Source organism: Ruegeria halocynthiae, assembly GCF_900106805.1.
Classification (GTDB): Bacteria; Pseudomonadota; Alphaproteobacteria; order Rhodobacterales; family Rhodobacteraceae; genus Ruegeria; species Ruegeria halocynthiae.
Window position 1 is genome coordinate 1 of record NZ_FNNP01000014.1, and the last position, 24829, is coordinate 24829.

At 54.8% G+C, this 24829-nt stretch carries 23 protein-coding genes, 3 tRNA genes and 1 pseudogene; 14 read left to right on the forward strand and 13 right to left on the reverse strand.

The window, feature by feature from the left end; genetic code table 11:
• The first annotated feature begins 15 nt into the window (after positions 1 to 15).
• Positions 16 to 92 (forward strand) — tRNA-Met (locus tag BLU89_RS19745).
• Between the two features lie 472 nt (positions 93 to 564).
• Here BLU89_RS19745 and BLU89_RS21415 read toward each other — a convergent pair.
• The 11 genes and pseudogenes from BLU89_RS21415 to BLU89_RS19800 all read right to left on the reverse strand — a co-directional run.
• Positions 565 to 783: pseudogene (locus BLU89_RS21415) on the reverse strand (IS3 family transposase); the annotation flags it as partial.
• 276 nt (positions 784 to 1059) lie between these two features.
• Entirely contained in the window at positions 1060 to 1998 is a 939-nt protein-coding gene (locus tag BLU89_RS19755) for a hypothetical protein (protein WP_074739251.1), read from the reverse strand.
• A 277-nt stretch (positions 1999 to 2275) separates the two neighbouring features.
• Positions 2276 to 5392 (reverse strand): adenylate/guanylate cyclase domain-containing protein, encoded by a 3117-nt coding sequence (locus BLU89_RS19760; protein WP_176797735.1) that lies wholly within the window; start codon positions 5390 to 5392, stop codon positions 2276 to 2278.
• 302 nt (positions 5393 to 5694) lie between these two features.
• Positions 5695 to 5769 (reverse strand) — tRNA-Phe (locus BLU89_RS19765).
• Positions 5770 to 5848: 79 nt separating this feature from the next.
• The gene (locus BLU89_RS19770) at positions 5849 to 6031 is read right to left on the reverse strand and encodes a DNA gyrase inhibitor YacG (RefSeq protein ID WP_074739255.1); all 183 of its coding nucleotides are present in this window, start codon (positions 6029 to 6031) and stop codon (positions 5849 to 5851) included.
• Positions 6028 to 7050 carry a ribonuclease E/G gene (locus tag BLU89_RS19775; RefSeq protein WP_074739257.1) on the reverse strand — a complete coding sequence of 341 codons (1023 nt, stop codon included), beginning with the start codon at positions 7048 to 7050 and terminating at the stop codon, positions 6028 to 6030. Before BLU89_RS19775 ends, BLU89_RS19770 begins: the two co-directional genes overlap by 4 nt.
• Positions 7047 to 7625, reverse strand: coding sequence for a Maf family protein (locus BLU89_RS19780; RefSeq protein ID WP_074739259.1), 579 nt, complete (start codon positions 7623 to 7625; stop codon positions 7047 to 7049). Before BLU89_RS19780 ends, BLU89_RS19775 begins: the two co-directional genes overlap by 4 nt.
• A gap of 10 nt (positions 7626 to 7635) precedes the next feature.
• A complete protein-coding gene (gene infA, locus BLU89_RS19785) occupies positions 7636 to 7854 on the reverse strand; it encodes a translation initiation factor IF-1 (protein ID WP_005978431.1) in 219 nt (72 codons plus the stop codon).
• A 91-nt stretch (positions 7855 to 7945) separates the two neighbouring features.
• A complete protein-coding gene (locus BLU89_RS19790) occupies positions 7946 to 8821 on the reverse strand; it encodes a carbon-nitrogen hydrolase family protein (protein WP_074739261.1) in 876 nt (291 codons plus the stop codon).
• 152 nt (positions 8822 to 8973) lie between these two features.
• A complete protein-coding gene (locus tag BLU89_RS19795; RefSeq protein WP_143030636.1) occupies positions 8974 to 9672 on the reverse strand; it encodes a hypothetical protein in 699 nt (232 codons plus the stop codon).
• Between the two features lie 471 nt (positions 9673 to 10143).
• Positions 10144 to 10218 (reverse strand) — tRNA-Thr (locus BLU89_RS19800).
• 83 nt (positions 10219 to 10301) lie between these two features.
• On the opposite strand from BLU89_RS19800, the gene BLU89_RS21615 reads away from it, so the two are divergent.
• The 8 genes from BLU89_RS21615 (at position 10302) to BLU89_RS19835 (ending at position 16240) form a co-directional block, all read left to right on the forward strand.
• The gene (locus tag BLU89_RS21615) at positions 10302 to 10457 is read left to right on the forward strand and encodes a hypothetical protein (protein WP_176797736.1); all 156 of its coding nucleotides are present in this window, start codon (positions 10302 to 10304) and stop codon (positions 10455 to 10457) included.
• Between the two features lie 6 nt (positions 10458 to 10463).
• Complete coding sequence (gene murA / locus BLU89_RS19805) at positions 10464 to 11732, forward strand: UDP-N-acetylglucosamine 1-carboxyvinyltransferase (protein WP_074739265.1); 1269 nt, start codon at positions 10464 to 10466, stop codon at positions 11730 to 11732.
• The gene (locus BLU89_RS19810; RefSeq protein ID WP_074739267.1) at positions 11729 to 12205 is read left to right on the forward strand and encodes a DUF2948 family protein; all 477 of its coding nucleotides are present in this window, start codon (positions 11729 to 11731) and stop codon (positions 12203 to 12205) included. The genes murA and BLU89_RS19810 overlap by 4 nt, the downstream gene beginning before the upstream one ends.
• Positions 12202 to 12723: a GNAT family N-acetyltransferase gene (locus BLU89_RS19815; protein ID WP_074739269.1), complete on the forward strand. Its 522-nt coding sequence runs from the start codon at positions 12202 to 12204 to the stop codon at positions 12721 to 12723. The genes BLU89_RS19810 and BLU89_RS19815 overlap by 4 nt, the downstream gene beginning before the upstream one ends.
• A gap of 60 nt (positions 12724 to 12783) precedes the next feature.
• Positions 12784 to 14085 carry a histidinol dehydrogenase gene (hisD, locus tag BLU89_RS19820; RefSeq protein WP_074739271.1) on the forward strand — a complete coding sequence of 434 codons (1302 nt, stop codon included), beginning with the start codon at positions 12784 to 12786 and terminating at the stop codon, positions 14083 to 14085.
• A 98-nt stretch (positions 14086 to 14183) separates the two neighbouring features.
• Positions 14184 to 14663, forward strand: a complete 480-nt coding sequence (locus BLU89_RS19825; protein WP_074739273.1) for a UPF0262 family protein — start codon at positions 14184 to 14186, stop codon at positions 14661 to 14663.
• A gap of 3 nt (positions 14664 to 14666) precedes the next feature.
• Entirely contained in the window at positions 14667 to 15125 is a 459-nt protein-coding gene (locus BLU89_RS19830; protein WP_074739275.1) for an arsenate-mycothiol transferase ArsC, read from the forward strand.
• A 374-nt stretch (positions 15126 to 15499) separates the two neighbouring features.
• Positions 15500 to 16240 carry a hypothetical protein gene (locus BLU89_RS19835; RefSeq protein ID WP_074739277.1) on the forward strand — a complete coding sequence of 247 codons (741 nt, stop codon included), beginning with the start codon at positions 15500 to 15502 and terminating at the stop codon, positions 16238 to 16240.
• Between the two features lie 158 nt (positions 16241 to 16398).
• Here the strand turns inward: BLU89_RS19835 and BLU89_RS19840 are convergent, their stop codons facing one another.
• Positions 16399 to 17172 (reverse strand): FadR/GntR family transcriptional regulator, encoded by a 774-nt coding sequence (locus tag BLU89_RS19840; RefSeq protein WP_074739279.1) that lies wholly within the window; start codon positions 17170 to 17172, stop codon positions 16399 to 16401.
• Positions 17173 to 17500: 328 nt separating this feature from the next.
• On the opposite strand from BLU89_RS19840, the gene BLU89_RS19845 reads away from it, so the two are divergent.
• From BLU89_RS19845 to dld, 3 genes are all read left to right on the forward strand, one after another.
• Positions 17501 to 18553 (forward strand): TRAP transporter substrate-binding protein, encoded by a 1053-nt coding sequence (locus BLU89_RS19845; RefSeq protein ID WP_074739281.1) that lies wholly within the window; start codon positions 17501 to 17503, stop codon positions 18551 to 18553.
• Between the two features lie 127 nt (positions 18554 to 18680).
• A complete protein-coding gene (locus tag BLU89_RS19850) occupies positions 18681 to 20747 on the forward strand; it encodes a TRAP transporter large permease subunit (protein WP_074739282.1) in 2067 nt (688 codons plus the stop codon).
• A 13-nt stretch (positions 20748 to 20760) separates the two neighbouring features.
• Positions 20761 to 22443 (forward strand): D-lactate dehydrogenase, encoded by a 1683-nt coding sequence (gene dld, locus BLU89_RS19855; RefSeq protein WP_074739284.1) that lies wholly within the window; start codon positions 20761 to 20763, stop codon positions 22441 to 22443.
• A gap of 33 nt (positions 22444 to 22476) precedes the next feature.
• Here the strand turns inward: dld and BLU89_RS19860 are convergent, their stop codons facing one another.
• Entirely contained in the window at positions 22477 to 23100 is a 624-nt protein-coding gene (locus tag BLU89_RS19860; RefSeq protein WP_074739286.1) for a J domain-containing protein, read from the reverse strand.
• Positions 23101 to 23207: 107 nt separating this feature from the next.
• On the opposite strand from BLU89_RS19860, the gene BLU89_RS19865 reads away from it, so the two are divergent.
• Together BLU89_RS19865 and BLU89_RS19870 are read left to right on the forward strand one after the other, a co-directional pair.
• Positions 23208 to 23462 (forward strand): BolA family protein, encoded by a 255-nt coding sequence (locus BLU89_RS19865; RefSeq protein ID WP_074739288.1) that lies wholly within the window; start codon positions 23208 to 23210, stop codon positions 23460 to 23462.
• A 259-nt stretch (positions 23463 to 23721) separates the two neighbouring features.
• Positions 23722 to 24825: a cytochrome-c peroxidase gene (locus tag BLU89_RS19870; protein WP_074739339.1), complete on the forward strand. Its 1104-nt coding sequence runs from the start codon at positions 23722 to 23724 to the stop codon at positions 24823 to 24825.
• The last annotated feature ends 4 nt before the right edge of the window (positions 24826 to 24829 follow it).

A 24829-nucleotide genomic window follows, 5' to 3' on the forward strand; every position in this document is an offset into this window, starting at 1 on the left:
GGTCAAATACAGTGTCGCGGGATGGAGCAGCCCGGTAGCTCGTCAGGCTCATAACCTGAAGGTCGTAGGTTCAAATCCTACTCCCGCAACCAAAAAAACTACACAAAACAAATCTTAAACGCCCCATCAGCGCGAGGCTTTGCATTGTCACGATGGCGATGGAAGCACTGTGAAAGCAAGCCCGGCAGCTCTCCATACATCTCAATCGTATAGGCTTCTCCCTCTGGGATCGACCGACCTCTGATAACACTCGCCGAGTGATGGTGGTAGCTCCAGTTTGAGACGATGAATCGCGCAATGTCATGGTCAAGTTGGCGACCTGTTCGCGGTACACGTCGGAAAGGCCGGGATTCAGAAAAGCCGGTGTGTCATCTGAGGCTGAGTTGACGGTGCTTTGGAGCTCCGATCTACGGATCTCAATTACTGTCAGTTTGTCCCTCATGCTAGCGTGGAACATTCCATCACTGATGGCGTCAACAAGATGGTCGATCTTGCGCTCCACCTGCGCCAGTTCACGGGTGGTTTTGAATCGCTCCTTTTGGATGGACCCGGCATGGCGGTTGTATCGCGTCGAAGGCGTTCATTCTCCTGAGCGAGGTTCAAAACTCCTCTTTCGAATTCATATCGGTGTCTCGATGCGCCGTGATCCAATTGTTTAGCGTCAATAGCCCAACGCCTAAATCTGCTGTCACCTGCTTACGCGTCAGCTCACTGGTCAGTGGCGATCCGTACAGTATCTTGATAGCCTCTAGGCGGGAGTTTGTCTGCCCGCTTCAGACCCATAGTTCATCTCCTTTGCCGCAGTAGGTGCTATCAAGGGAGCGGTATCAAACCGCGGCAGGGCCAGACCTTATTCAGGCTTCTACCGGCGCGTTCGTTTTCCATAGCCCACGGTCGCCTGAGTTCTGTGCAACAAACAATTTTTTACGCAAAGTCTGCTTTTTTGTACGCGAACAAAGGATACAGCCGAAACAGAAACTCTCGACTTCATCGCGACCGTGTCAGTGTTTGCTATGCGAAATTTTCATTTCGCACTCTGCTTGACAAAGGACGCGGTTGCTATTGGGTCGCATCCAATCGCGGCGGAACGTCTTTGCAATAGCCGCCCGCACAAAACACGCCGCTGCCCGGCATTGAAACTGGCACCCAGATATCAGGGCCGCTGACTTCGTCTACAAACCAGATGTCGATACAGGCGTCCTGAACAACCAAGTAAGCTAGGTTATCTGGCGGAAGCGGCGTACCGTCGATTACCATCAGTACTAGTTGAATCCCGAGCCCTTCGGCAAGGAAACGCTGTTTGTAGTTCCCATTGTTGGGGGGCGGATCAGAGAAGTTTCCGGTGGTTTCAGATTGAAGGCTTTTACCATTCACATTGAAAGTCCAGCGAACGTTGATCGGAACTCCTTCGTAAGTATTCGTCATTGGATCGCGGCACATAACAAACTTGGTTGTACGGATGTCAAATTCACCGCGCCCAAGCCCTGTTCCTGTATCTACGTGAATTGCGTTTTGTACAGCACGCATGGAACTACTTCCGAGTGTCGGTGCTCCATACAACTCTTTGCCCAACGCCTTACACTTTTCCTTGCCGATGGATGTAACGTTGAGAATCGCAATCGCTGCGGCACTCGACATTCCACCCAAGAACAGACCTTCGGCAAGCGGTGCAGTTGTTTCGTCTGCCAGGAGCCGCTCAATAAATGGAGGAGGAGAATCCCTCAGCGCCTCGAGATCATCAACGGTTTTCGCTGATAAACTATTTACGGATTCGAGGCTGAATTCTTGGCCTGAAAGTGACTTTGACAGCTCTCCAAGATCAAAGAACTGCCGTTCTTCTGAATCCTCGGTAATGTAGCTGTAACTGACTGGAGGCAAATTTGGCGTCTCCTGCTCCTGACTCATTGCCTGGGATGCAGCCAATGTCGAAACAGCTAAGCCTATCGGTGTTGTCAGAAATGCCATTCGGCGGAGAACGAAGCAAATACTTGTGGTCATGAAACCCTCCACAAAGCAATAAATCGTTGAAAAAGGCACCAATAATCAACAATTTAAGATAAATTTAGCGCACCAGCAGAACTTAACCCTGCAATCCGGGTGCTTTGCGCCCACCATCGATAATGAACAGTCAATAGCACAGATAAGCCTAATTTGCACGTGATTTGCTAGAGGATGGCCTTGCGCAAACTCCTACATCGAATGCGATGAGCGAATTCGCACATTATGTCGGCAGTACCAAAAGCCTACCGTGCTGTATTTCCCTTCCGCAGCAATGTTAAACTACTGCACGGATTTTGGCCTCTATTTGGGCAGCAACACCCAAATGATAGGCAACTCCGCCCTCTTTTTGGTCCGCCTTCATCTTTTCAATTGTAGCGAGAGCGCGCTCAGCATCACCACCGCGAAGATAGGTGTCCGCGAGTAGAGTGTATGCATATTGCGTGATCTGTGTCGATCCTGTGGCCAGATAAGCATCGATCCCAGCTAAAAGGCCAGAAATTGCAAGTGTAGACTCTCCAGAACACGCCCAAGCCCATGAACGAATTATTCCACTCCAAGCTTCCCAGTACTTAAAGTTGTGTTCATTGCTGATCTTAGATGCCTCTTCGATTAAATCTAGCAACGCGTCGATATCACCCAAAGGTTGGTAAGCCGTAGCAAGAATATTAAGAGCATAACATCGCGAAAACTCGTGCTGCTCGGAGTTCAATCCTATGACTACGGTCTCAATCCCGACGCGAACATCGTCGGGGTCATCACCACGCAAGGACTGGGCCCAACAGCGCATTGCTGCATCAACTGGCCCTATATCAGCTGCGTGAAATCGCAAGACATCCTCGACCGTGCAGTGTCGGCGTAGTTCGAGCGCACTGTCAAATTGGGCAATCGCAGCTGAAAAATTTCCCAGCATAAACATCGCCATTCCGCGATTGTGGTTGCCAACCGCCTTCATTGTCGGATTGTTGCAGTCCTCCGCAATTCGATCAAAATCATCACACATCTTTAGCGCGTTCGCAGCGTCGCCCAGCATCAACTGCACGCCAAATTGAACGTGAATAGCGAGAAACGCATCCTCAGGTACCGTTGCCGAACTGAGAAGCAACTCATGCAATCGGGCCATGTTCTCAAGGACCGGGCGCGAACCAAACGCACGCGTGTTCAATGCCACATTAAACATCTTTCGGAGTGCGATTTCTGATTCCTGGTTACCCAATTTACTATTTTGATGGAGAGCGTTTTCAAGATGTTGAATAGTCTCTTCTGTCGCGGAGCGACTTGCTGAATGGATCGCTGCGTCACGCCATGAGTCTCTTGCCTCGGCGGGCATACCGGCAAGCGTGTAGTGCTGGGCAAGCAAATCTGGTTGTTGGAGCGCCATATCAGGATAAGAGGCGACAATCACTTTGGCTATCTGTCGGTGTAGAGTTTTGGCGCGGCTCTTTAGCATCAGATCATAAGCGGCATCTTGTATCAAAGCATGCCGGAAGGAGTAACTTCGATCCGGTTGATTTCCACGAGGCACGAGAATGTCAACTTCAGAGAGATAGTCTAATTGACTGCGTGCTTGATCGAAAGATAACCCAGTGACCGCGTGAACCATGGATGGATAAATCGTTCGCCCGATCGCCGCACAAACAGGAACTACCTCCCGAGCGGTCACCAGCCCATCAATCTTCGCGCGCAGCAAGTCTTTCAAAGTCGAAGGCAGCGAGATGATATCACTTTCATTGTGTGCTGAGTCGGCGTCGTTCAAGCGTCGCCGGACCATATGGGCCATTTCTTCGAGAAACAGCGGCACACCATCGGACTTTTGGATGATTTGTGTTTCTATTTCAGGAGCAGCAATTTCGCCCAAAAGCACATTACGCATCATCTGGCGGGCAAAGTGATCATCTAGTCGCGGCACAGTGAGGGACGTCACGCTTGCTAGCCCAGTCCAACGTAGCTTGTATTCGGGTCGCGACGTACACAAGATCATGACACGATGCTGGTCAAGACGCTCAATCAGTAAATCGATCAACTCTTCAGTAGATGGATCCGCCCAATGAAGATCTTCAAATAGCAATAATACAGGGCGCCGATCCGAAAGTCGGACCGCAAGATTTACCAATAGTTGATTCAGTTGAGTTTTAAGTTGTTCGGGCGACAGGTCGTTTACCCGATCACTTACATCTGTCCGGATAGATAGAAGATTTGCAAATAACGCAAATGCGCGTTCATTGTCTGGCCCAGAAAACCAACCATTCAGTAGGCGTCTGAGTTTGCTTGCTTGCTGTTCTTGCGCGTCCGAGCGTCGAATTCTTGCCGCTTGGTTAACTAGCGAGACAAGGGGGAATAGCGCGCTACCTTTGTGGTGAACAGAACACTGAAAGTTCAGTCGGTTCCCGCCGTCTTCGTCAATCCTTGTCCCCAGTTCCTCGACAAGCCTCGACTTACCTATGCCGGCTTCTCCCGAAAGTAGAACAGTCTGTGTTTGGCCATCACAAACTGCCCTCCACCGGCTTTCGAGCAACCGCATTTCGTCTTCGCGGTCGACCATTGGTGAAATCGCATGCTTCTGACGTGAACGAAACCGCAATCCTGTTTCCGTAGTTTCGTTCACAGACCAAACCCCTTGAGGTTTCTGAAAACCCTTCAACTTGTACTCGCCAAGCCACTCACACTCAATCGAAGTGCCCAACAATCTCTTCGTTCGGTCGCTAATCGCAACTTTTCCTGGCTGGGCTGTTGCCATGATTCGGGCCGCCAAATTCGGCGTATCACCGTAAGCCAATCCCTCGCGTATCGATTGTTCTTCAACGACAAGATCACCGGTGGCTATTCCGATTCTTGCTTGAATGGTGCGGCCCGCTACGGAAAGGTGTTTGCTAACTCCACCGCAGATATCCAAACCTGCAAGCACAGCTCTTTCAGCATCATCCTCAGCAGCTGTGGGATATCCGAAATAGGCGGTCACCGCATCTCCGATGAACTGAGCCACGTGCCCGTGATGTTGACCAATCGCTTCAAGTGCAACTCTTTGATACTGATGTATCACGTCGCGATAGTCTTCCAGTTCAAGCTCACTTGAAAGTGTAGTGGATTCTACCAGGTCCACAAACATCATTGTCAGATGCAGTTTCTCCGTGGTGTCTACAATATTACCAGATTGGTCTGTGACACTCTGAACAGGTGTTTTAGTTTTGGTTCGACCCGGAGAACTCGTAGAGGCTTCATCAAAGGTTCTTAGTGCACGCATCATGCGTTTTCGATCACCCATGTTTAGACCCAGTTCAGCGAAGTCGGCCTCTTCAAGATCTGATATGATTTCTAGGTCTACAGAGTTTTTAGCGAACACATCGTAGTGTTTGCTTAAGGAATGACGATCCAGCCAAGCTTTGAGTTGGTCCATTTTCCCCCCTAAACTTAGGAGACTGCCTGAAATTAACATTTTCTGACAATTCTCAACATAGCAGCGCTACATTCAAAAAAGCCTTGAAATAACTATCAAAATAAGCAGCGCGGAATGATTGTGGGGATGGTAGCAGAAAATTCAATTATCTGAAATGGGCGGAAGGAACTTACATTGGTCTGGCACTATCAAACCTAAACCGATTGCTTATAGTCCTCCGCCTTCTGAAGATCGAAGAGTTCCAGCACGTCCAGTCAGCTTCAGTGAAAGCTGAAGAGAAACAGTAGCCTACCTGTTGGAAATGGTGCCCGGGGGCGGAATCGAACCACCGACACGAGGATTTTCAATCCACTGCTCTACCCCTGAGCTACCCGGGCACGGGAATGGCATTTGCCATTGGGTGGAGGCCTTCTATGACTTGCTACTGGCAGTGTCCAGAGGCTATTTGACATTTTTTCAGTGCGGGCGGGGTTGTTGGCTTTCGGCTGCTTCGTCAGGAAACTCGGCGTCTTCTTCGCGTTGCGATGGCACGGAATAAGAGCCATTTAGCCACTTTGCCAGATCGATATCGGAACAACGTTTCGAGCAGAACGGGCGGAAGGCACGGAGTGCCTCAGCTCCGCAGATCGGGCAGCTCATGTCAGGATCTCGGTCAAAGGGATACGGCTACGTTTGCGCTGTAGTTCAAAGTGGCCCAGCGGAGTCCAGCCGGCTAGAATCGTCTCGTCGGGATCAGACTTGAACGCCGCGCGCAGGGCGGATTCAAAACCTCGGCGATCTTTCTTGGGCATCGGTGCAAGGTCCAATGTGATCTGGCCGCCCAAGCCACGCACACGCAGGGCACGGGGCAGAGACTTTGCGCAGGCGAAGTTGGCTTTGGTGCCTGCGGCAAGAGAAGTGTCAGCGCCGGTATTCACATCCACCGCGACCAATGCACGAGTCGGTTGGATATAAAGATGTCCGCCCCCGGGCAGCACCTCAGAAATCCCCTGTGCCTTATCGAGCGCATCCAGCACGCCGTGATCTTCGAAGCCGCCCGGGGTAGTCACGACCTCGGCCTGATCCGTCCAATCGCGCCACGCAAGTACATGTGGACCATCGCCCTCACTCAGGACTTTTGGGTCTGGGCCCGTATCACTCAGCACCTGCTCAGCCAAAGCCAGCATGGATGCGATATCTTCGGCGATCTCATCGGCATCGACCCCATGACAGCAAGAACGCAGGATCAGGCCATGCGCATTGTCGCCCATCTGTTCATGCGCGATTTCCAGCAACTGGTCCCGCACATCGTCATCTCGTATACGGCGCGAGATGTTCAGACCTGGCGCATCTGGTGTCACGATTACATAGCGGCTTTTGAATAGAATGCGGTTCGTGACCGGTATGGCTTTGCCTGGTTCGGCATGTCCCGTCACCTGAACCAGCATCATTGCGCCGGGCGCCAATCCTTTGACTTGCCGCAGGAAAGCGGGGCCATCGGGGGTCGAAAGGAACATCCCTCCCTGACCTTTGACCGGACGATCGGCGCGAGCCCAGTAAATCGTGCCGGGCGCGGGCGCGTCTGCAGCAATCAGGAAATCCTCGAGGAAACCATCCACCATCAGAGCCGCAGCTTCACGGTCTTGGATGTGGTCCAGAATTATGGTTCGGCCTTTCATGATGCCTCGCTATATAAAGGGTAGCCGATACCTTGCAGCAAAGCGGCGGTTTCAGACAAGGGCAGGCCAACGATGCCGGTGAACGAGCCCGATATCCACGGGATAAAGGCGCCTGCGGGCCCTTGAATCGCATAAGCCCCTGCCTTGCCCTGCCAGTCATCCGTGGCAAGGTAGGCATTGATTTCGGTGTCGGACAGGCGTTTCACCTTGACCTGGGTAACCACGTCGCGCTGCACGATCTTTTCGCCGCGCCGTACTGCGACGGAGGTGATCACCTGATGGCGTCGACCGGACAACGCGTGCAGGAACTCGGCTGCTTGCCCGGCATCTTCGGGTTTGCCCAGAATGCGACGCCCCAATGCGACTGTCGTGTCGGCACACAGCGTGACATCACCGCTATCTGCCTGAACGGCTTGCACCTTTGCCCGCGTTATCCGGTTGCAATAAGGGACAGGCAGCTCACCTTTCAGGGGCGTTTCATCGATGTCCGGAGGGCGGATCGCATCGGGCTGTACGCCAAGCTGTGCCAACAGGTCCAGCCGCCTGGGGCTGCCCGATCCGAGGATAAACGCCATGTGTTGGACGTTACTTGAAGCGGTAGTTGATCCGACCCTTGGTCAGATCATAGGGGGTCATTTCGACCTGAACCTTGTCGCCAGCCAGAACACGGATGCGGTTTTTGCGCATCTTGCCTGCCGTATGTGCGATGATCTCATGGCCGTTTTCCAGCTCGACCCGAAACGTCGCATTAGGCAGGAGTTCCTTCACGACACCGGGAAATTCGAGCGTATCTTCCTTGGCCATGTTGTCTCCATAATTACGTTGCACCCGCAGAATCTGCGGGGATGTGCGCCTAAATGAGCTTATTTCGGCCTTATTTCAAGGGCGGAATTACCTAAAAGGGGCAGATTGTGACTGAATCGGCCCGCGGTAACTGTTCTGCCCAATGACTGCGGTTCAACACACGCCCATTGGCTCGGACATTGGTGATAGCCGCCGGTTCAATTTCGGCATAAGTCCAGCCGGGTTGGTTCATCGTTCCTTGAGACAAAACGCCGGTCTCAGGGAACCCAATATCAGGCGGGCCGAAGATGCCGCCCATACCGGTGGTGATGTTGACTGCACCGGACCAGAGGTTGTGGCCGACCAGAGATGCCATCACCGTAACACATTGATTTTCCAGCGCGCGGGACATGGCGCCAATCCTTACCCGCCAATAGCCTGACAGGGCTTCGGTGCAGGATGGAACAAGAATCAGATCCGCGTCCTGCAGGGCGCGCCCGAGCAGCGGGAACTCACTATCATAGCAGATAAGAATGCCAATTTTGCCCAAAGCCGTATCAAACAGTTTCAGCGGGCCGCCAGAGGCAATGTCCCAGGGTTCGCGCTCGAACCTTGTCATGATCTGTTTGTCCTGATGATCGCGACGACCGTCGGGGGCATAGAAGACGGCGCGGTTCACCGGTCGGCCGGCCCCTTCGATTACGGGGGCTGACGCACCCAGAATGAATGTGTTGTACGCGGTCGCGAGACGCGAATGAACTGCTTGCACCTCTTCCATCCGATCAGAAACAGCACGGATCGAGCGCTCAAGATCGCCGGCGATTTCAGGGCCATCGAGCGTCGACAGTTCCATCGCCCCGTATTCGGGAAATACCAGAAGATCAGCGCCTTCGGCTACGGCGCCGGATACCCAGGCCGCAAGCTTGTCTTCGTACTGCGCCCAACTGTCGAGCCAATCAAGGTTGTAGGCGGCGGTTGCGACTTTCATTTCGTGTTTCCCAAATGCGATATCCGCGCGACCTTAATGCAGCACCTCACCGGGTGCTACTGCTATCAGATCGCCTACGATCACCCTGAACCGAATATCATAAGGCCCGAATTTGTTTCGTTATGGCCCCACCTGCATTCCGGCCAACTACGCTATTTGACTGGTCGCGATGCGGATTCATCCAAGGGTTTGCCAGCCGTATGGTCACCGTCTGCTTTGACCTGCCGAAATACCTGTACAAACCCAGCCAGAAAAATTGCTTCGGCCATCAGTTTAGAGACCTCTTCAAGCGCGCGAAGCGGCAGCTTGACGTCCAGCACATAGGTTTCGGGGATGCCAGCCCATAGAAACAGCGCGTTATCGTTTGTCACGGCGTCGAACACGACCGAGGCGGCCAGAAACGCGAAGCCGGGCAACAGGTACTGCAGCAATACTTTGTAGCGCAAAATTTCCGCACGGAAGCGATACAGAATGCCTGCACCGATAAGCCCGTAAATACCGATCAGGATGTCATCGATCCGGTCGGTCAGGCTGGTCTGCGAAATCCCGAAGTAGCGATGAAAAGCCTTGTCCAGACCCTCATGAATCTCAAAACCTTCATCAAATGCAAGAAAGGCAAAGCCAAGCGAAATCAACAGCCAAATGACGTGTTTCTGACGCAGAAAAATCTGAAAATTTACCAAGGCAATCAATGCGAGAAGCAAAATGGAGATATGGGTGCCTATCGTCCCCTCGCGGTAATGCTTGGTGGGGTTGTCATGCCCGATATAGCCAACAACGACCATGATAAAATTCAGGATCGCCACCGTAACTATAATATGCCGAGCGGACACATTCCGCAAACCAAACATTTGAAACTCCTTGGTTATTTGCCGGTTCCGCCGGTCGATTCTCATAGGATTGTGCGTCGTATGAGACGAGCTGATGGTCGGGATCGGACTGTCACAAGCGCGTCATTAACACGCTCTCAGACTACTGGCAAACCCAGACTCAATTGGCCAGTGCGTGGGGCTTTTCAGCCAACAAAAGGCCTGTACTTCTTGTGCGTGTGCGCTCGTTTGAGTCAGCGCGTTTATTGTCGAGACAAACACATATTCAGACAACTGCTGTACTGAACGCCCCAAGCGATCAAGCTTGTAAACAACAAAGGTGTCAAAGCCCTATGAAACATACAAAAAAGACAGTTTGACGGTGCGCGGTTCAGCACTTCAATTGACCTTTGAAAAGGCAATTCGGAATAGCCGGAATGAAGGGGATGGAACTACCAATTTTGTCTTCCCTTTCAAAGTGCCAAAGGAAGTCAAATGCGTAAAAAAGCGAGATGGTGCTGCTGGAGAGAATTGAACTCTCGACCTCTCCCTTACCAAGGGAGTGCTCTACCTCTGAGCTACAGCAGCGCTGTGGGCGGGTGATTAGACCCAAACGAAACGCGGCGCAAGGGTGTCTGGACGGTTTTTTTCCACTGCTGTAGAGAAAGACAATGGCAGATAAAAATTCACCCAAAAAACACGGCAAATCCGGGGACGCGCGCGAAGAGCGGCTGAAAGCGGCGCTCAAGGCGAATATGGCGCGGCGCAAGGCGCAGGCCAAGGCGCGGGCGGTCTCGGATGACAAAGCTGGCAAGGACGAGGGATAAGAGCAGATGGATTCGATTCTGGTGACGGGGAATGGCCCGCTGAACGGGCAAATTCCTATTGCGGGGGCCAAGAACGCGTGTCTGACGCTGATGCCCGCGACACTTCTCAGCGAAGAACCGCTGACGTTGACCAATGCGCCGCGTCTCAGTGACATCAAGACCATGACTGCGCTTTTGCAATCGCTGGGGGCCGAGGTGTCCTCGCTGCAGGAGGGACAAGTGCTGGCAATGTCGAGCCACGATCTGACCAGCCATACGGCGGATTATGAGATCGTGCGCAAGATGCGGGCCTCGAACCTCGTGCTGGGCCCGATGCTTGCGCGGCTGGGACAGGCTGTTGTGTCTCTGCCCGGTGGCTGCGCGATTGGCGCGCGCCCGATGGATCTGCATGTCGAAGGGTTGGAAGCGCTGGGCGCCGAGATTGAACTGAAGGACGGTTATCTGCACGCCAAGGCGCCGGGTGGGCTGAAAGGGGCTGTGCATGAGATGCGCTTTGCCTCGGTGGGGGCGACCGAGAATATCGTCATGGCGGCCACGCTGGCCAAGGGCACTACGGTTCTGAAGAATGCTGCCCGCGAGCCCGAGATTGTCGATCTGGTCGAATGTTTGCGCAAGATGGGTGCGCAGATTTCAGGCGAGGGCAGCCCGACTATCGAAATTCAGGGTGTCGACCGTCTGCACGGTGCAACCCATCAGGTCGTGACTGACCGGATTGAACTGGGCACTTATATGCTGGCTCCGGCCATGTGTGGGGGCGAGGTCGAACTGCTCGGTGGACGTATGTCGCTGGTAGACAGCTTCGCTGCCAAGCTGGACGCGGCGGGGATCAGTGTCACTGAAACCGAAAAGGGCCTGAAGGTGGCGCGTAAGAACGGGCGCGTGACATCAGTTGATGTTGTCACAGAACCTTTTCCCGGATTTCCAACTGATCTGCAGGCGCAGATGATGGCGCTGATGTGTACGGCCGAGGGAGTCTCGGTCCTTGAAGAGCGCATTTTTGAAAACCGTTTCATGCACGCGCCCGAACTGGTGCGCATGGGCGCCAATATCGAGGTCCATGGCGGCACCGCCACTGTCACCGGAGTTGAGCGTCTGAAAGGCGCGCCGGTGATGGCGACGGACCTGCGGGCCTCGGTCTCGCTGATCCTTGCGGGGCTGGCAGCTGAAGGTGAGACGACAGTAAGCCGGGTCTATCATCTGGACCGCGGATATGAGCATGTGGTGCGTAAGCTGGAAGGTGTTGGCGCAAAGATTGAACGGATTAAGGGACAATGACAGACGCAAGTTTCGAAGATGGGCGCGAGGCGCCTCTGAACCTGGGTGCCGAGGATGCAGATGACCTGCAGGTCATCGCGACTTTGACGCAGGATGCAGTCTTTCCGGTCACCGAGATGACATGGCGCCCATCCGAGCGTCGTTTTGCCCTGTTGTTGAATAGATTCCGATGGGAAGACAAGGATGCCGCCACCCGGCGCGGTCGCGCATTTGAACGCGTTCAGTCTGTGTTGGTTTTTGGTTCGGTTCTCTCCGTGGCCAGCCAGGGAATCAATCGAAGCGACAAGGATATGATCTTGTCCTTGTTATCGGTTGAATTCGAACCGGCAAAGGATGGCGCTGGGCAAATCCTTATGACTCTGGCTGGTGATGGGGCGATCCGTTTGTCAGTTGAGGCAATAGATGCCACGCTCAAGGATGTCACGCGACCCTATGTTGCACCGTCGGGTCAGGCCCCGCAGCATCCAGATTGAACAATAAGCGCGGCATAGCGCAGGTGTTTTCACCATCATCGCAGGATGTCGATCTGCGTCGGGCCACCGTGTTCGATGTCTTTGAGATAAGCCGCGTCCTGATCTGCTCGATCCGCGAACTCTGTCAGATCGATCATCAGGATGATCCCGAAAAACTCAACTTGTGGATCGCCAACAAAGATCCCGCCACGATCCAGGACCGGATCGTTTCCGGTGCGGAACTCTGGGTGGCCACAAAGGGTGCTGAGGTTGTTGCTGTCGGAGGTCTGCGTGATGAGGGCGAGGTCACTCTGCTCTATGTAGATCCCGACCAATCCGGTTGCGGGTTTGGGTCTGCCTTGCTGGCCGGGATGGAGGAAGTGCTGCGTGGAAGAGGTTGTGCCGAGGCTCATTTGCGCGCGACCAAAACTGCGCTTGCGTTTTATCATGCGCTGGGCTGGCGCCGGGATGGAGTGCCTACAGAATTGCATGGCATCCCACAATTTCCGATGCGCAAATCGTTGCACCCTTCGGGCTAAGGGTTGAGACCGTCGGGCCCCGACGATAAGACCCGTTGTAACGCACCCGGAGTATCTGACATGCCTGTTTTCCTCGACACGATTTCCGCTGATTTCGAGACCGCGTTTCAGGCACTTTTGTCTGCCAAGCGCGAAGATAGCCCCGATGTGGATGTGGTCGTGGCACAAATCATAGAAGATGTCAGGACCCGAGGCGATGCAGCGGTGATCGAACTGACCGCCAGGTTTGACCGGCTGGACCTGACACCAGAGACCATGGCGTTCAGCGCATCTGAGATTGCAGAGGCAGTCAATCAGGTGACAGAGGTCGAACGCACGGCCTTGGAATTGGCTGCCGAGCGTATCCGTGCCTATCACGAACGTCAGATGCCCACAGATCAAGAATGGACGGATGCGGCAGGCGCAACGTTGGGCTGGCGCTGGTCGGCGGTCTCGGCCGCGGGGCTTTATGTGCCCGGCGGTTTGGCATCTTACCCGTCCTCGGTTTTGATGAACGCCATTCCGGCTAAGGTTGCAGGGGTGGAAAGACTGGCCATTGCGGTGCCCACGCCGGACGGGCAGGTGAACCCTCTGGTTCTTCTGGCGGCGCAACTTTCGGGCGTGGACAAAATCTATCGCATCGGAGGGGCGCAGGCGATTGCAGCGCTGGCCTATGGCACCGATACCATCGCGCCGGTCGACAAGATCACCGGGCCGGGCAATGCCTTTGTTGCCGCGGCCAAGCGCCGGGTTTTCGGCAAGGTTGGCATTGACATGATTGCAGGCCCTTCCGAAATTCTGGTCATTGCCGACAAGGACAACGACCCCGATTGGATCGCGCTGGATCTGCTCAGTCAGGCCGAACATGATGAAAGTGCCCAGTCCATCCTGATCACCAATGATACAGAATTCGGACAGGCCGTGGCGCAGGCGGTCGAGACACGTCTTGAGACCCTGCAACGCCGCGCCATCGCTGGCGCAAGCTGGCGCGACTTCGGTGCGGTAATCACCGTCCGCAACCTGGAAGAGGCCGCCACTCTGTCCAATCGCATTGCGCCAGAACACCTTGAACTTTGCGTGGCTGATCCGGTTGCGCTGAGCAAGCACACCATCCACGCAGGCGCGATCTTCCTTGGGCAATACACGCCCGAGGCCATTGGCGATTATGTCGGCGGACCCAACCACGTGCTGCCGACTGCGCGGTCTGCGCGGTTTTCATCCGGCCTCAGCGTGATGGACTTCCTCAAACGGACCACGCTTAGCCAGATGACACCTGAGGCCCTGCGGGCCATCGGCCCGGCCGCCGAGATATTGGCAAGGTCCGAGAGCCTGGAGGCGCACGGTCTGTCGGTCACGGCGCGTCTTAAGCGCTTGAACGGGTGAAGTGACGCAAAGACTCGGCGCTGGGGGCGCTTCTGTGCGTTGCTCAACGAATTTCGTTGTTATAGGTCTGTGCAGACGCAAGGATTGTGACCGTTAAGATGACCCGTATTTCTCATATCGAACTGGATGACCGAAATCTGCCCCCGCCGACTCCCGAGATCGAGCAGGAGCGCAAGGTTGCCATCTATGATCTGCTCGAAGAGAACTCGTTCACGCTGCCCGTGCGCGACGATCGTGCGATCCCCGACGGACCTTACCATGTGCAACTGTCGATTCGTGACAAACGGCTTGTTTTCGATATCGCCACCGAAGCGGCCGAAAAGGCAGCCGAGTTTCACCTCTCGTTGGGTCCGTTTCGTCAGGTGGTCAAAGATTATTTCCAGATCTGCGAGAGCTATTTCAATGCGGTGAAGAACCTGCCACCCAGCCAGATCGAAACGATCGACATGGCTCGTCGCGGTATCCACAACGAAGGCAGCCGCGTATTGCAGGAAAGGCTGGAGGGCAAAGCTGACATCGATACCGACACTGCCCGCCGCCTGTTCACGCTGATCTGCGTGCTGCATTTCGGAGGCTAACGGGTGACGTCACTGCCGCAGTCGATCCTGTTCTGCTGTGACCACAACTCGGTCCGCTCGCCCATGGCCGAAGGTATCATGAAGAAATTCTATGGTACCGGCACTTATGTGCAATCCGCCGGTGTCCACAATGATCTGGAGATTGACGGTTTCTGCATAGCTGTTTGTCAGGAACTGGATGTGGAACTGTCGCGCCATCGGTCACGGTCCTTCGACGAGATGGAACAATGGGGCGATGACCTCAGTTCCTTCGACCTGATCGTGGCGTTGTCGCCAGCCAGCCAGCGAAAGGCGCTGGAGTTGACGCGGTTTTTTCATCTCGAGGTTGATTATTGGCCCATAATGGATCCCACTGGACTGGGCGAGACGCGCACGGAAAAGCTAGGCCACTACCGCCAGACTCGCGATCAGATCATCAAGCATCTCAAGGATCGTTGGGGCGACCCAACCGAGAGCTTATGAACTTAACTGTCAAAACATAATTCTGCGTTTTCAATACCGGTGAAATAAAAGGCATGTTATCCTGTTTGCATCCTGACAATTGCCGGCCTTTGTGTGCGTTCTGGCGGGCACGAGAGTTACGAACCTTTACCCAACGCAATCGCGCAGTTTTCGTGGAAAGATATCGGCGAAGAGGGTGAAACCCTGAAGCCGTTACAGTTTTGAGTTCGGAACATACAAGGCACCTGCGCGAACTGTTCAGAGGCGCCAGCGCTGACCGCAAAACTGCGATCGGGCAATACCTGAATAACGACATGCGAGCCCAAATTTGCCTGAGGCACCCTGTGATTGTATAGTTTTGTCTATTCTATTGTTTGTTTTCATGGGGGAATTTGATGGAACCCGTATTCAAATGCCTGATGCCGACCTTGGTGTCGATGGCCGTAATGTCTGGTTGTGCCTACGAGAACAGGGCTTTTAACGCAGAGCAGGTGGTCTTGGCCAATACGTCCGGTGACACCATCCAGCATTCTGTATCGGTCGGTGGCGCCTATGAAGCGCTGCCAGACACGTTTCAATCCACCAGTCTGCTGCTCGAACGCGATCCCATTCGTACGGCATATTATGCGCTGCAGCTTTCAGATGCTTACAAACGACTGGGTGACGAAGCCGCGCGTAATCGGGATCTGACCGCAGCGGGGCTGATTGCGGTGGCCGGCGGGGCGGCGCTTGGAAGTGCCGCGTCGATTTCCGGGAAAGACCTCGCCTTGGTTCTGGCGGGTGGGGCGTTGATCAATGAAGGCGCCAAATACGTGAATCCGAACAGCGCGGCACAGGCCTTTTATGTGGCCTCAGAATCGATGGCATGTGCAAGCACAGCGATCGCTGCTCACGTACCTAACAATATGCCTCCAGATATTCGGGTTACCTCTCTGACACTTTGGTACATTCGCAAGATCGAGGTCCTGTTGCGCGCCGCGTTGAAGCGTGATGTGCCGGACTGGAACACTTTGCTGAAAAACCTGAATCTGACCGGGCAATCCGGGGGAAATTCGGTCGAACGGTTTGCCAAACAGGTAGATATCAAGGCGCTGGAAGAAGCTTTGGAAAAGTGTCTGCGGCATGAGCCGGATTGAGATTAAATGAAAAGACTCATCCAATTGGGCAAGCCCTGCGATTGCGAGAGTTCGCAAATCCGTTGGCACCTTCAGATCAATGCCGCAGTTTGGTCAGGCCCAAGATGACCATACTCCGCTCAGCCAGAACATCTTGCTGATCCTTGTTGCTTTTGGCCTCAGGCCAAAAACTGTCGCCGCTTTGCGGCGCGGATTTCACGGGCCTGCTGTTCCTGACCGACACGGAATGAGGATTCAACAAAGTCCATATGGTGCCGGGCGGCTATTTCGGCGCGGTCCGGATCGCCATCGATAATGGCCTGGGCGATTTCCTTATGCTGCTGCAGCAGCGCTTTGCCCGTGCCATCCATCGCGCGCAGGAACCGTCGGTTATAGAATACGCCCTGACGTGTGAGGTCGTAGATCGACGCCATCATGTGGATGAGGGTTGTGTTCTGACTGGCATCGGCAACGGCCGCGTGCAGCCGAAAATCGGCCTCTTCACTGGCATCCTGATCGTCCTCTTCCCATGCTTTCTGCATGTCGTCGATGATTTCCGCGATGCGTTCCTTGTCGGATTGTGTGGCGCGCTGCGCCGCCAGACGGCTGGCAAAGGCCTCTTGTTCGCGCCGGTACTCGAGATAGTCATAGAACGCACTGCCGTGGCGGGCATAAAGCGACAGCAGGGCGGGGGACATAGCCCGCCCGGTGAGCGGGGCAATGAATGTGCCTTCACCATGGCGCACAGCAACAAGGTCACGGTTCTCCAGTGTTTGAAGTGCTTCGCGCAGTTTGGGGCGTGAAACGCCCAGAGCTTCGGCGAGGTCCCTTTCGGATGGGATTTTGCGCCCCTCTTTCAGGATGCCGTCAACAATCATCGTCTCAATTTGCGCGACGACTGCATCGGCGATTGATTCGTGACCTACGGGATCAAAGAGGCTGTTCTTGCTCATGGTTCTTATCCGTCGATTAAAAAGAGAAGCACTCGGGATGTATATTAAGTTTACCACTGAGGCCCTGCAATGCAAGAAAAACTACCCAGAAATACGGATGCTCTCAATGTATGTAAGCTATTGTTTCTGCTAAATTCAGAATTTTTTCCCAGATAAATCTAAGAGATTTTCTCTGCCCGGCTACGAAATCAACCTTTTCGATGTACCTCTAGTGGTAAATAAAATTGTTGACTGAAGTGTATGGTAAAGAATATTTACCAATTAAGCTGTGCACACAGCGAGAGTTGCAGCCAGACCCTTGGCTGATCTGTACCTTGGAGGAGAATTCATGAAGACGACCCTGACCTCGATTGCCGTCGCTGCCTCGTTGCTTGCAGCACCGGTTGCACACGCGGCAGACAAATTGTTGCTTAAGACCCCGATCGCGTTTTCGACCGCGTTGCCGGGTCTTGGTTCGCCGATACCGCGCGTGGCTGAGCAGTTGGACCTGATGTCCGGCGGCACGCTGAAGATGAAGGTTTATGAACCTGGCAAGCTGGTCCCGCCGTTTGAAATTCTTGATGCGGTTTCTTCGGGCAAGATCAACTCGGGCTACACCACTGCGGGCTATTGGGCGGGTAAAATCCCTGCCGCGCCGCTGTTCTCGGCCGTTCCATTTGGACCTGAGGCGGGCGAATACATGGCGTGGCTGTATTACGGCAATGGTATGAGCCTGTATCAGGAGATGTATGATCAGGCGGGTTTCAACGTCCATGTCATCCCCTGTGCGATCATTGCCCCCGAAACCTCGGGCTGGTTCGCGAATGAGATCAACAGCCCCGAGGACCTGAACGGCCTGAAGATGCGCTTCTTTGGTCTGGGTGGTCAGGTGATGCAGAAGCTAGGCGTTGCGACCTCGTTGCTACCCGGTGGCGAAATCTTCCCGGCGCTGGAAAAGGGCGCGATCGACGCGACAGAGTTTTCGATGCCTGCGATCGATGCACGTCTGGGTTTCCACAAGCTGGTCAAGTACAACTATTTTCCCGGCTGGCATCAGCAAGCGACCGTGTTTGAACTGATGATCAACAAGGACGTCTGGAACGAAACCAGCGACCAGCACAAGGCGATCATCGAAAACGCCTGTAAGGCATCGATGGCCGACAGCTTTGCCGAGGGTGAGGCGATCCAACACGCCGCCCTGCTGGATAACGTCGAAAACAACGGCGTTCATATCAAGCAGTGGAACGATGAGATGCTGACCATTTTCCGCACGACTTGGGAAGAGGTTGCAGCAGAGCAGGCAGCCAACGATGAGTTCTTCGCCAGAGTTCTGGCCGACATGACCGAGTTCCGTGATGGCTACGCCGTCTGGAAAGAGAACGCGTTTCTCCCCCGCAAGTAAATTAACCACTTGCGATCGTCTGAGGGCGGCCCCTCCCGCCGCCCTCGGGCACTCTTGATTTTCTTCATTTTCCCGAACTAGCCGGACGCATTCACGTCCCCATCGCCGAACTCTTGAGGAGGAGACCATGGCCGAGACACAGCGTCATCAGGACGACCCAATTGAAGTCTATGAAAGCATCCTTGAGCATGGGGAGCCGGACCGCCAAAAACTGGCCGTTGCTATCGACAATGGCGTCAAAGCGATTGGTCATGTGGTCATGTGGGCCAATCTTCTGCTGGTGGCGGCCATCGTCTCGCAAGTTGCGATGCGCTATCTGCTGAACCAGAACTATCCCAAGCTGGACGAGATTCAGTGGCATTTCTACGGGCTCGTGACGATGGTGGGAATCTCGTATGCCTTGGTCACCGATAGCCATGTGCGTGTCGACCTGTTGCATATGCAGCTCAGCCGGCGCGCACGGCGGATTATCGAGATCATCGGCATCTTCACTCTGATAGTGCCGTTCATCTATCTGATGATCGATCAGGGTTATGACTATTTCTATGAAAGCTGGCGGGTCAACGAATCCTCGGACAGCCCCACCGGATTGCCAGCACGTTGGGCCTTGAAGGGCGTGATCCCGGCCAGCTTTGTCCTGCTGGCTCTGGCAGCGGGCGCACGCCTGATCCATGATATCCACGCGCTGTTCATGAATCTGAGCGAAGAGCGTCAGGGCAAGGGCTTGCGCCTGATCTTTTGGGCCTTGTTGTGCTTTGCTGTGGTGGCAACTGCGCTGACCTTCCTGGTCGAAACGACCGAGGAAAAGCTGGTTATCACCATGTTCCTGACATTCATTGCGCTACTGTTCACCGGCTTCCCCGTTGCGTGGACGCTGGCCGGGGTTGGAGTCGCCTATTGCGGTCTCGCCTATCTGTTCGACAACGGCATGATGAACTGGACGGGCCTTGAGGAAACACTGACTGGGCTCGACTATCTGACGCTGGGCGCGGTGGTGAACCGGGTCTATGCCACGATGTCGAACGCGGTTCTGGTGGCGCTGCCGATGTTCATCTTCATGGGTCTGATGCTGGACGAATCCGGCGTAGCCGAGCGGCTGATGTCTTCGATGCAACGCTTGTTTGGAACGGTGCGTGGCGGTCTGGCGATCACGGTGACGATGATCGGCATCATTCTGGCCGCATCGACCGGGATCATAGGAGCCTCGGTTGTTCTGCTGGGCGTGCTGTCGCTGCCCTCGATGATGGAGCAGAAATATAACCCATCTCTGGCTGCCGGTGTGGTTAGTGCATCGGGTACGCTGGGCATTCTGATCCCGCCGTCAATCATGCTGGTGATTATGGCGGACCAGATGGCGCTGTCGGTGGGTGATCTGTTCATGGCTGCCGTCTTCCCCGGCGTGATCATAGGTGCGCTGTATCTGACCTATATATTCGTGATCGCGTTGATCAAACGCGACGTGGCACCGGCGCCCGCAGGCGCAACCCGTCCCGATTGGGCTGCCGTCAAGGACGTGCTGATCGCCGTTCTGCCAACGCTGGCACTGATCCTTGCCGTTTTGGGGTCGATCTTTGGGGGCCTGACCACACCGACCGAAGCCTCAGGCGTGGGCGCGTTGGGCGCGACACTATTGGCGCTGGGTTATCGCAAACTGACGCTGGCCAAACTGGTGAACGTGCTGAAAGCCACCTTCAACACTACCGCCTATATCTTTGCGATCTTCCTTGGCGCGACAGTGTTCTCATACGTTCTGCGTGAACTGGGCGGCGACGCTTTGATCGAAGAGATGATCCAAGGCACGGGTTTTGGCCCGAATGGTACCGTCTTCATGATCCTGTTTATTGTCTTCTTGCTGGGTTTCGTGCTGGACTGGATCGAGATCACTCTGATCGTCCTGCCCCTAATGCGCCCCATCGTGAACGGGTTAGGTCTGGATATCGACGGCTTTGGCGTCATCGATGAGCCAGTGCTGGTGTGGTTCGTGATTTTGGTTGCGGTGACGTTGCAAACTTCGTTCCTGACACCTCCGGTGGGATTTGCGCTGTTCTATCTGAAAGGGGTCTGCCCGCCCGAGATCAAGTTGACGGATATCTACAAAGGCATCATTCCCTTTGTAATCCTGCAATTGACCGGTCTGTTCTTCGTCTTCCTCTGGCCACAACTGGCTACATGGCTGCCGTCAGTCGCGTATTAAGGGAGGTTTTGGGATGACCGACGCCGATCTGATCAAGCGTCTTCAGACCATTTGCGGGCGGCGGCGTGTTCTAACCTCTGCCCGCAGTACCCGGCGGTTTCGCCGGGGGTTCAGATCGGGCGAAGGGGAGGCGCTGGCGGTGGTTCAGCCCGCTACGCTGCTTGAGCAATGGCAGGTGCTTCAGGCCTGCGTTTGCGCTGACAAGATCGTCATCATGCAGGCCGCCAATACCGGCCTGACCGAAGGTTCAACACCCAAGGGCAGCTATGATCGCGACGTGGTGCTGATCAACACACGACGGATGGATGATCTGCATCTGATCAATGGTGGCAAACAGGTCATCAGCTTTCCGGGCAGCACCCTGTTCGCACTGGAAAAGCTGCTGGCCCCGATCGGACGGCAACCGCATTCGGTGATCGGGTCCTCTTGCATCGGGGCGTCGATCGTCGGCGGGGTGTGCAACAACTCGGGTGGTTCGCTGGTCGAGCGCGGCCCATCTTATACTGAGCTGTCGCTGTACGCCCGCATCACGCAGGATGGTCAACTGGAGTTGGTTAATCATCTGGGTATGCATCTGGGCGAAACGCCAGAAGAGATCCTGACCCGTCTGCAGAAAGGCGAATTCAGCGCAGCTGATATCGAGACCGGCAATCGCAAAGCCTCTGACACCGATTATGTCCGCCGTGTACGTAATGTGGACGCGGACACCCCGGCCCGGTTCAATGCGGACAAGTCGCGCCTGTACGAAGCTGCGGGTTGCGCGGGAAAACTGGCTGTCTTTGCTGTACGCTTGGATACCTATCCCAAAAATGATGCCGAGCGCACGTTCTACGTTGGCGCGCGGGACACCGGCGCCCTGACCGAGCTACGCCGCAGTATTTTGGCAGGGTTCAAAACTCTGCCGGTCAGTGCAGAATACATGCATGAAGAGGTCTTCGATATCTCAGATCGCTATGGCAAAGACACCATGGTGATGATCGACAAGCTGGGTACGGATCGCTTGCCCACCTTCTTCGCTTTGAAAGGCGCGATAGATGCCAGGTTGGAAGGTGTTCCAGGCCTCTCAAATTTCACTGACCGTTTTATGCAATTCGCGATGCGGTTCTGGCCCGATGTCCTGCCGCGCCGGATGCGCGCCTTTCGGCTGCGCTACCCGCATCACCTGATCCTCAAGATGCGTGATGGCGGTATCAACGAAGCGCGCGCATTGCTCGAAAAGATGGCGGTAGATGACAAACTGGATTTCTTTGAATGCGACCCGCGTGAGGCCAAGATTGCCGGGCTGCATCGATTTGCTGCAGCAGGTGCGGCCATCCGTTACATGAAGGTTCACGCAACCCAGGTAGAAGACATCATTGCGCTGGATATTGCACTGCGCCGCAATGACACCGACTGGTTCGAAGACTTGCCAGCTGAGATCTCGGATCAACTGATCAGCAAGCTCTACTATGGTCACTTCATGTGCCATGTGCTGCATCAGGATTACATCGTTAAGAAAGGTGCCGATCCGAAGTTGCTGAAGGCCGCGATGTTGAAGTTGTTGGATAAACGTGGCGCCGAGTATCCAGCCGAACACAATGTTGGGCATCTCTATGCGGCCAAATCCGATTTGGCGGCGTTCTACAAGTCGATCGATCCTACGAACAGCATGAACCCGGGAATCGGAAGAATGTCCCGAAACAAGCGCTATTCGTGAAACGGGGCGCAGTCGATCCGCGCCCGTTCGACCTTACTTGAAGCTACGACTGTCTTTGATTTGATCCCAGGCCCAGACGACCTCTTGCAACTGTTCTTCCTGCGACCTGTCACCGCCGTTCATATCAGGGTGCAGCACCTTGATCAGTTTTTTGTAGGCCTTCCGAACCTCGGCTTTGGACCAGCTATCTTGCGCTTCGAGAATCTCGATCGCACGGCGCTCGGTCGGGGGCAGGCGACGGCCGCCGGTATTGGCGCGCCCGGGATTTTTGGTGGCGTTTTCACCTAGAACCTGATGCGGGTCCTCGATGCCCAGGCGGGCCCATGCGCGGGCTTCAGGATCGCCCATTGGTTTGGTCTCACGCTCCCACACCTTGTCCTTGGAACGTTGCGCGTTCAGCTCAGCCTCGGTAGTGCCGTCGAAGAAATTCCATGTCTGGTTATATTCGCGTACATGTTGCTGGCAGAACCAGAAAAAATCATCCAGCACATCCGGTGCCTTGGGCGCGCGAAACTTGCCAGCCTCTTCACAGCCTTCGTGATCACAGATGCGCACTGACGTTTCGGACGCACCCGACATGCCCCGACGCCCACGCGGTTTTTTCTTCTTCGCGTTGGACACGGACATATCGAATCCGAAGGGATCTGACTTTACCATCTGCTTAACCTCACGAAGACATCTTTTCGACTCGGAGGCAGCAGTTTAATCTAAGTAGCCGAAAGTAGAAGAGGGGGGCGGCAATTAATTTGCCGTTGAGCATAAAAATGAGCGTGACCAAGGAAATCCATGACCGCCTGCAGGCGGCGTTTAACCCGCGCGAGCTGGATGTTGTCGACGACAGCGAGAGCCATCGTGGTCATGCCGGATATCAGGAGGGCGGCGAGAGCCACTATAACGTCCTTATTCGTTCGGTGGCCTTCGAGGGACAATCCCGCATTGCCCGACATCGCGCAGTTCATGCAGCATTGGGGGATATAGTCCCTCGTATACATGCGCTTGCTCTGGATATCGACGTGTGACAGCCACAACGTCAGATGCAGGCGGTTCTGATCGCGCCCAATTTGTGCGGGCCGGACAGGTTCACCGTCAGGGACGCTGAAATGCAGGGCTGGCGCGACATACGCAGCCTTGTTTCAACTAAGCGATCGTTACATCGATATTTGTATGCGGATTTAACCTCGATCAAAGCATCGTAGAAAATCGCTCTTTATAATTCGCCCTGTCGATCTCCGATCAATCGGAGTGATCGATTTTGCGGATAAAGAGGGCTTTCAAATGATGACCAAAGCCAGAGCATGGTTCTCGGCGCTGTCGACAGCTTCATTGCTGACGATCTGTGCCGCGTTACCGGTTCACCAGGCCCAGGCGGACGAGCCGGGCCCGGTAGAAGCCATAGAGTTCGACCCGAACAAGGCGGCCCTTGGTAAACGACTTTTCTTTGATCCACGACTGTCCGGCGACACCGAACTGTCCTGCGCCAGCTGCCACCAGCCGGAAAACGGGTTCAGCGATGGGCAGGCCCTGTCAGATGCCTATGCGGGCAGCTTGCACTTTCGCAATGTACCGACGCTGATCAACAGCGCCAAGCGCGCAGCATGGTTCCATGACGGTCGTATTGGTACCAACCTCAACGACGTGACTCGCGAGAGCATCACCGAGACCTATTTTATGAACATGGACATGCGTCTGATGCAGGAACGTATCAAGCAGGATCCAGTCTATGTCGAGATGTTCGAAGCTGCGGGATTTGGTGAGCCGTCAAACGGTGGCGTCCGCAACGCAATCCCGGAATATCTGAAAACCCTGATCTCTCGCGGGGCTCCGTTCGACACTGGTGAGATGTCGGACGAGGCCAAAGCGGGTTATGAGCTGTTCCTGACAAGTGGCTGCAATTCCTGCCACTCGGGCGATCGGTTCACGGATGATTTGCCGCACAATATCGGTGTTGGCGACAACCCCGATATCTGGGCGACACCGGAACGTCACATCACCTTCGTGACCATGATGAAGTTCCTCGGCGTCGAGAATTACATGAATCTGCGCGCCGACCCGGGCGCTTATATCCGCACTCATACCCCAGATACGTTCGGCAGTTTCATGACCCCCACATTGCGCGAACTGACCTATACCGCGCCGTACATGCACAACGGTTCGATTGCGACGCTTGAGGATGTGGTGGCCTTCTACAACACCGGTGGTGGCGATGATGACAACAAGGATCCGCGCATCAAGCCGCTTGATCTAACACAGACTGAGCAAGCTCAACTGGTGGCCTTCCTCAAGGCGCTATCCGGCGAGCCGCTGACCGGCCCCGATTTCGTCGCCGAGAATATCGATACGGAATACGCGCCGATCGAAAACTGGCAAGACGCGACAAACTGAGGAG

Bases quoted from the DNA above. Each gene is read 5' to 3' on its own strand.
- BLU89_RS19755 (WP_074739251.1), bottom strand. From the start codon at position 1,998: ATGACCACAAGTATTTGCTTCGTTCTCCGCCGAATGGCATTTCTGACA.
- BLU89_RS19760 (WP_176797735.1), bottom strand. From the start codon at position 5,392: ATGGACCAACTCAAAGCTTGGCTGGATCGTCATTCCTTAAGCAAACAC.
- BLU89_RS19770 (WP_074739255.1), bottom strand. From the start codon at position 6,031: ATGAGCTGCCCGATCTGCGGAGCTGAGGCACTCCGTGCCTTCCGCCCG.
- BLU89_RS19775 (WP_074739257.1), bottom strand. From the start codon at position 7,050: ATGAAAGGCCGAACCATAATTCTGGACCACATCCAAGACCGTGAAGCT.
- BLU89_RS19780 (WP_074739259.1), bottom strand. From the start codon at position 7,625: ATGGCGTTTATCCTCGGATCGGGCAGCCCCAGGCGGCTGGACCTGTTG.
- infA (WP_005978431.1), bottom strand. From the start codon at position 7,854: ATGGCCAAGGAAGATACGCTCGAATTTCCCGGTGTCGTGAAGGAACTC.
- BLU89_RS19790 (WP_074739261.1), bottom strand. From the start codon at position 8,821: ATGAAAGTCGCAACCGCCGCCTACAACCTTGATTGGCTCGACAGTTGG.
- BLU89_RS19795 (WP_143030636.1), bottom strand. From the start codon at position 9,672: ATGTTTGGTTTGCGGAATGTGTCCGCTCGGCATATTATAGTTACGGTG.
- BLU89_RS21615 (WP_176797736.1), top strand. From the start codon at position 10,302: ATGGCAGATAAAAATTCACCCAAAAAACACGGCAAATCCGGGGACGCG.
- murA (WP_074739265.1), top strand. From the start codon at position 10,464: ATGGATTCGATTCTGGTGACGGGGAATGGCCCGCTGAACGGGCAAATT.
- BLU89_RS19810 (WP_074739267.1), top strand. From the start codon at position 11,729: ATGACAGACGCAAGTTTCGAAGATGGGCGCGAGGCGCCTCTGAACCTG.
- hisD (WP_074739271.1), top strand. From the start codon at position 12,784: ATGCCTGTTTTCCTCGACACGATTTCCGCTGATTTCGAGACCGCGTTT.
- BLU89_RS19825 (WP_074739273.1), top strand. From the start codon at position 14,184: ATGACCCGTATTTCTCATATCGAACTGGATGACCGAAATCTGCCCCCG.
- BLU89_RS19835 (WP_074739277.1), top strand. From the start codon at position 15,500: ATGGAACCCGTATTCAAATGCCTGATGCCGACCTTGGTGTCGATGGCC.
- BLU89_RS19840 (WP_074739279.1), bottom strand. From the start codon at position 17,172: ATGAGCAAGAACAGCCTCTTTGATCCCGTAGGTCACGAATCAATCGCC.
- BLU89_RS19845 (WP_074739281.1), top strand. From the start codon at position 17,501: ATGAAGACGACCCTGACCTCGATTGCCGTCGCTGCCTCGTTGCTTGCA.
- BLU89_RS19850 (WP_074739282.1), top strand. From the start codon at position 18,681: ATGGCCGAGACACAGCGTCATCAGGACGACCCAATTGAAGTCTATGAA.
- dld (WP_074739284.1), top strand. From the start codon at position 20,761: ATGACCGACGCCGATCTGATCAAGCGTCTTCAGACCATTTGCGGGCGG.
- BLU89_RS19860 (WP_074739286.1), bottom strand. From the start codon at position 23,100: ATGGTAAAGTCAGATCCCTTCGGATTCGATATGTCCGTGTCCAACGCG.
- BLU89_RS19865 (WP_074739288.1), top strand. From the start codon at position 23,208: ATGAGCGTGACCAAGGAAATCCATGACCGCCTGCAGGCGGCGTTTAAC.
- BLU89_RS19870 (WP_074739339.1), top strand. From the start codon at position 23,722: ATGACCAAAGCCAGAGCATGGTTCTCGGCGCTGTCGACAGCTTCATTG.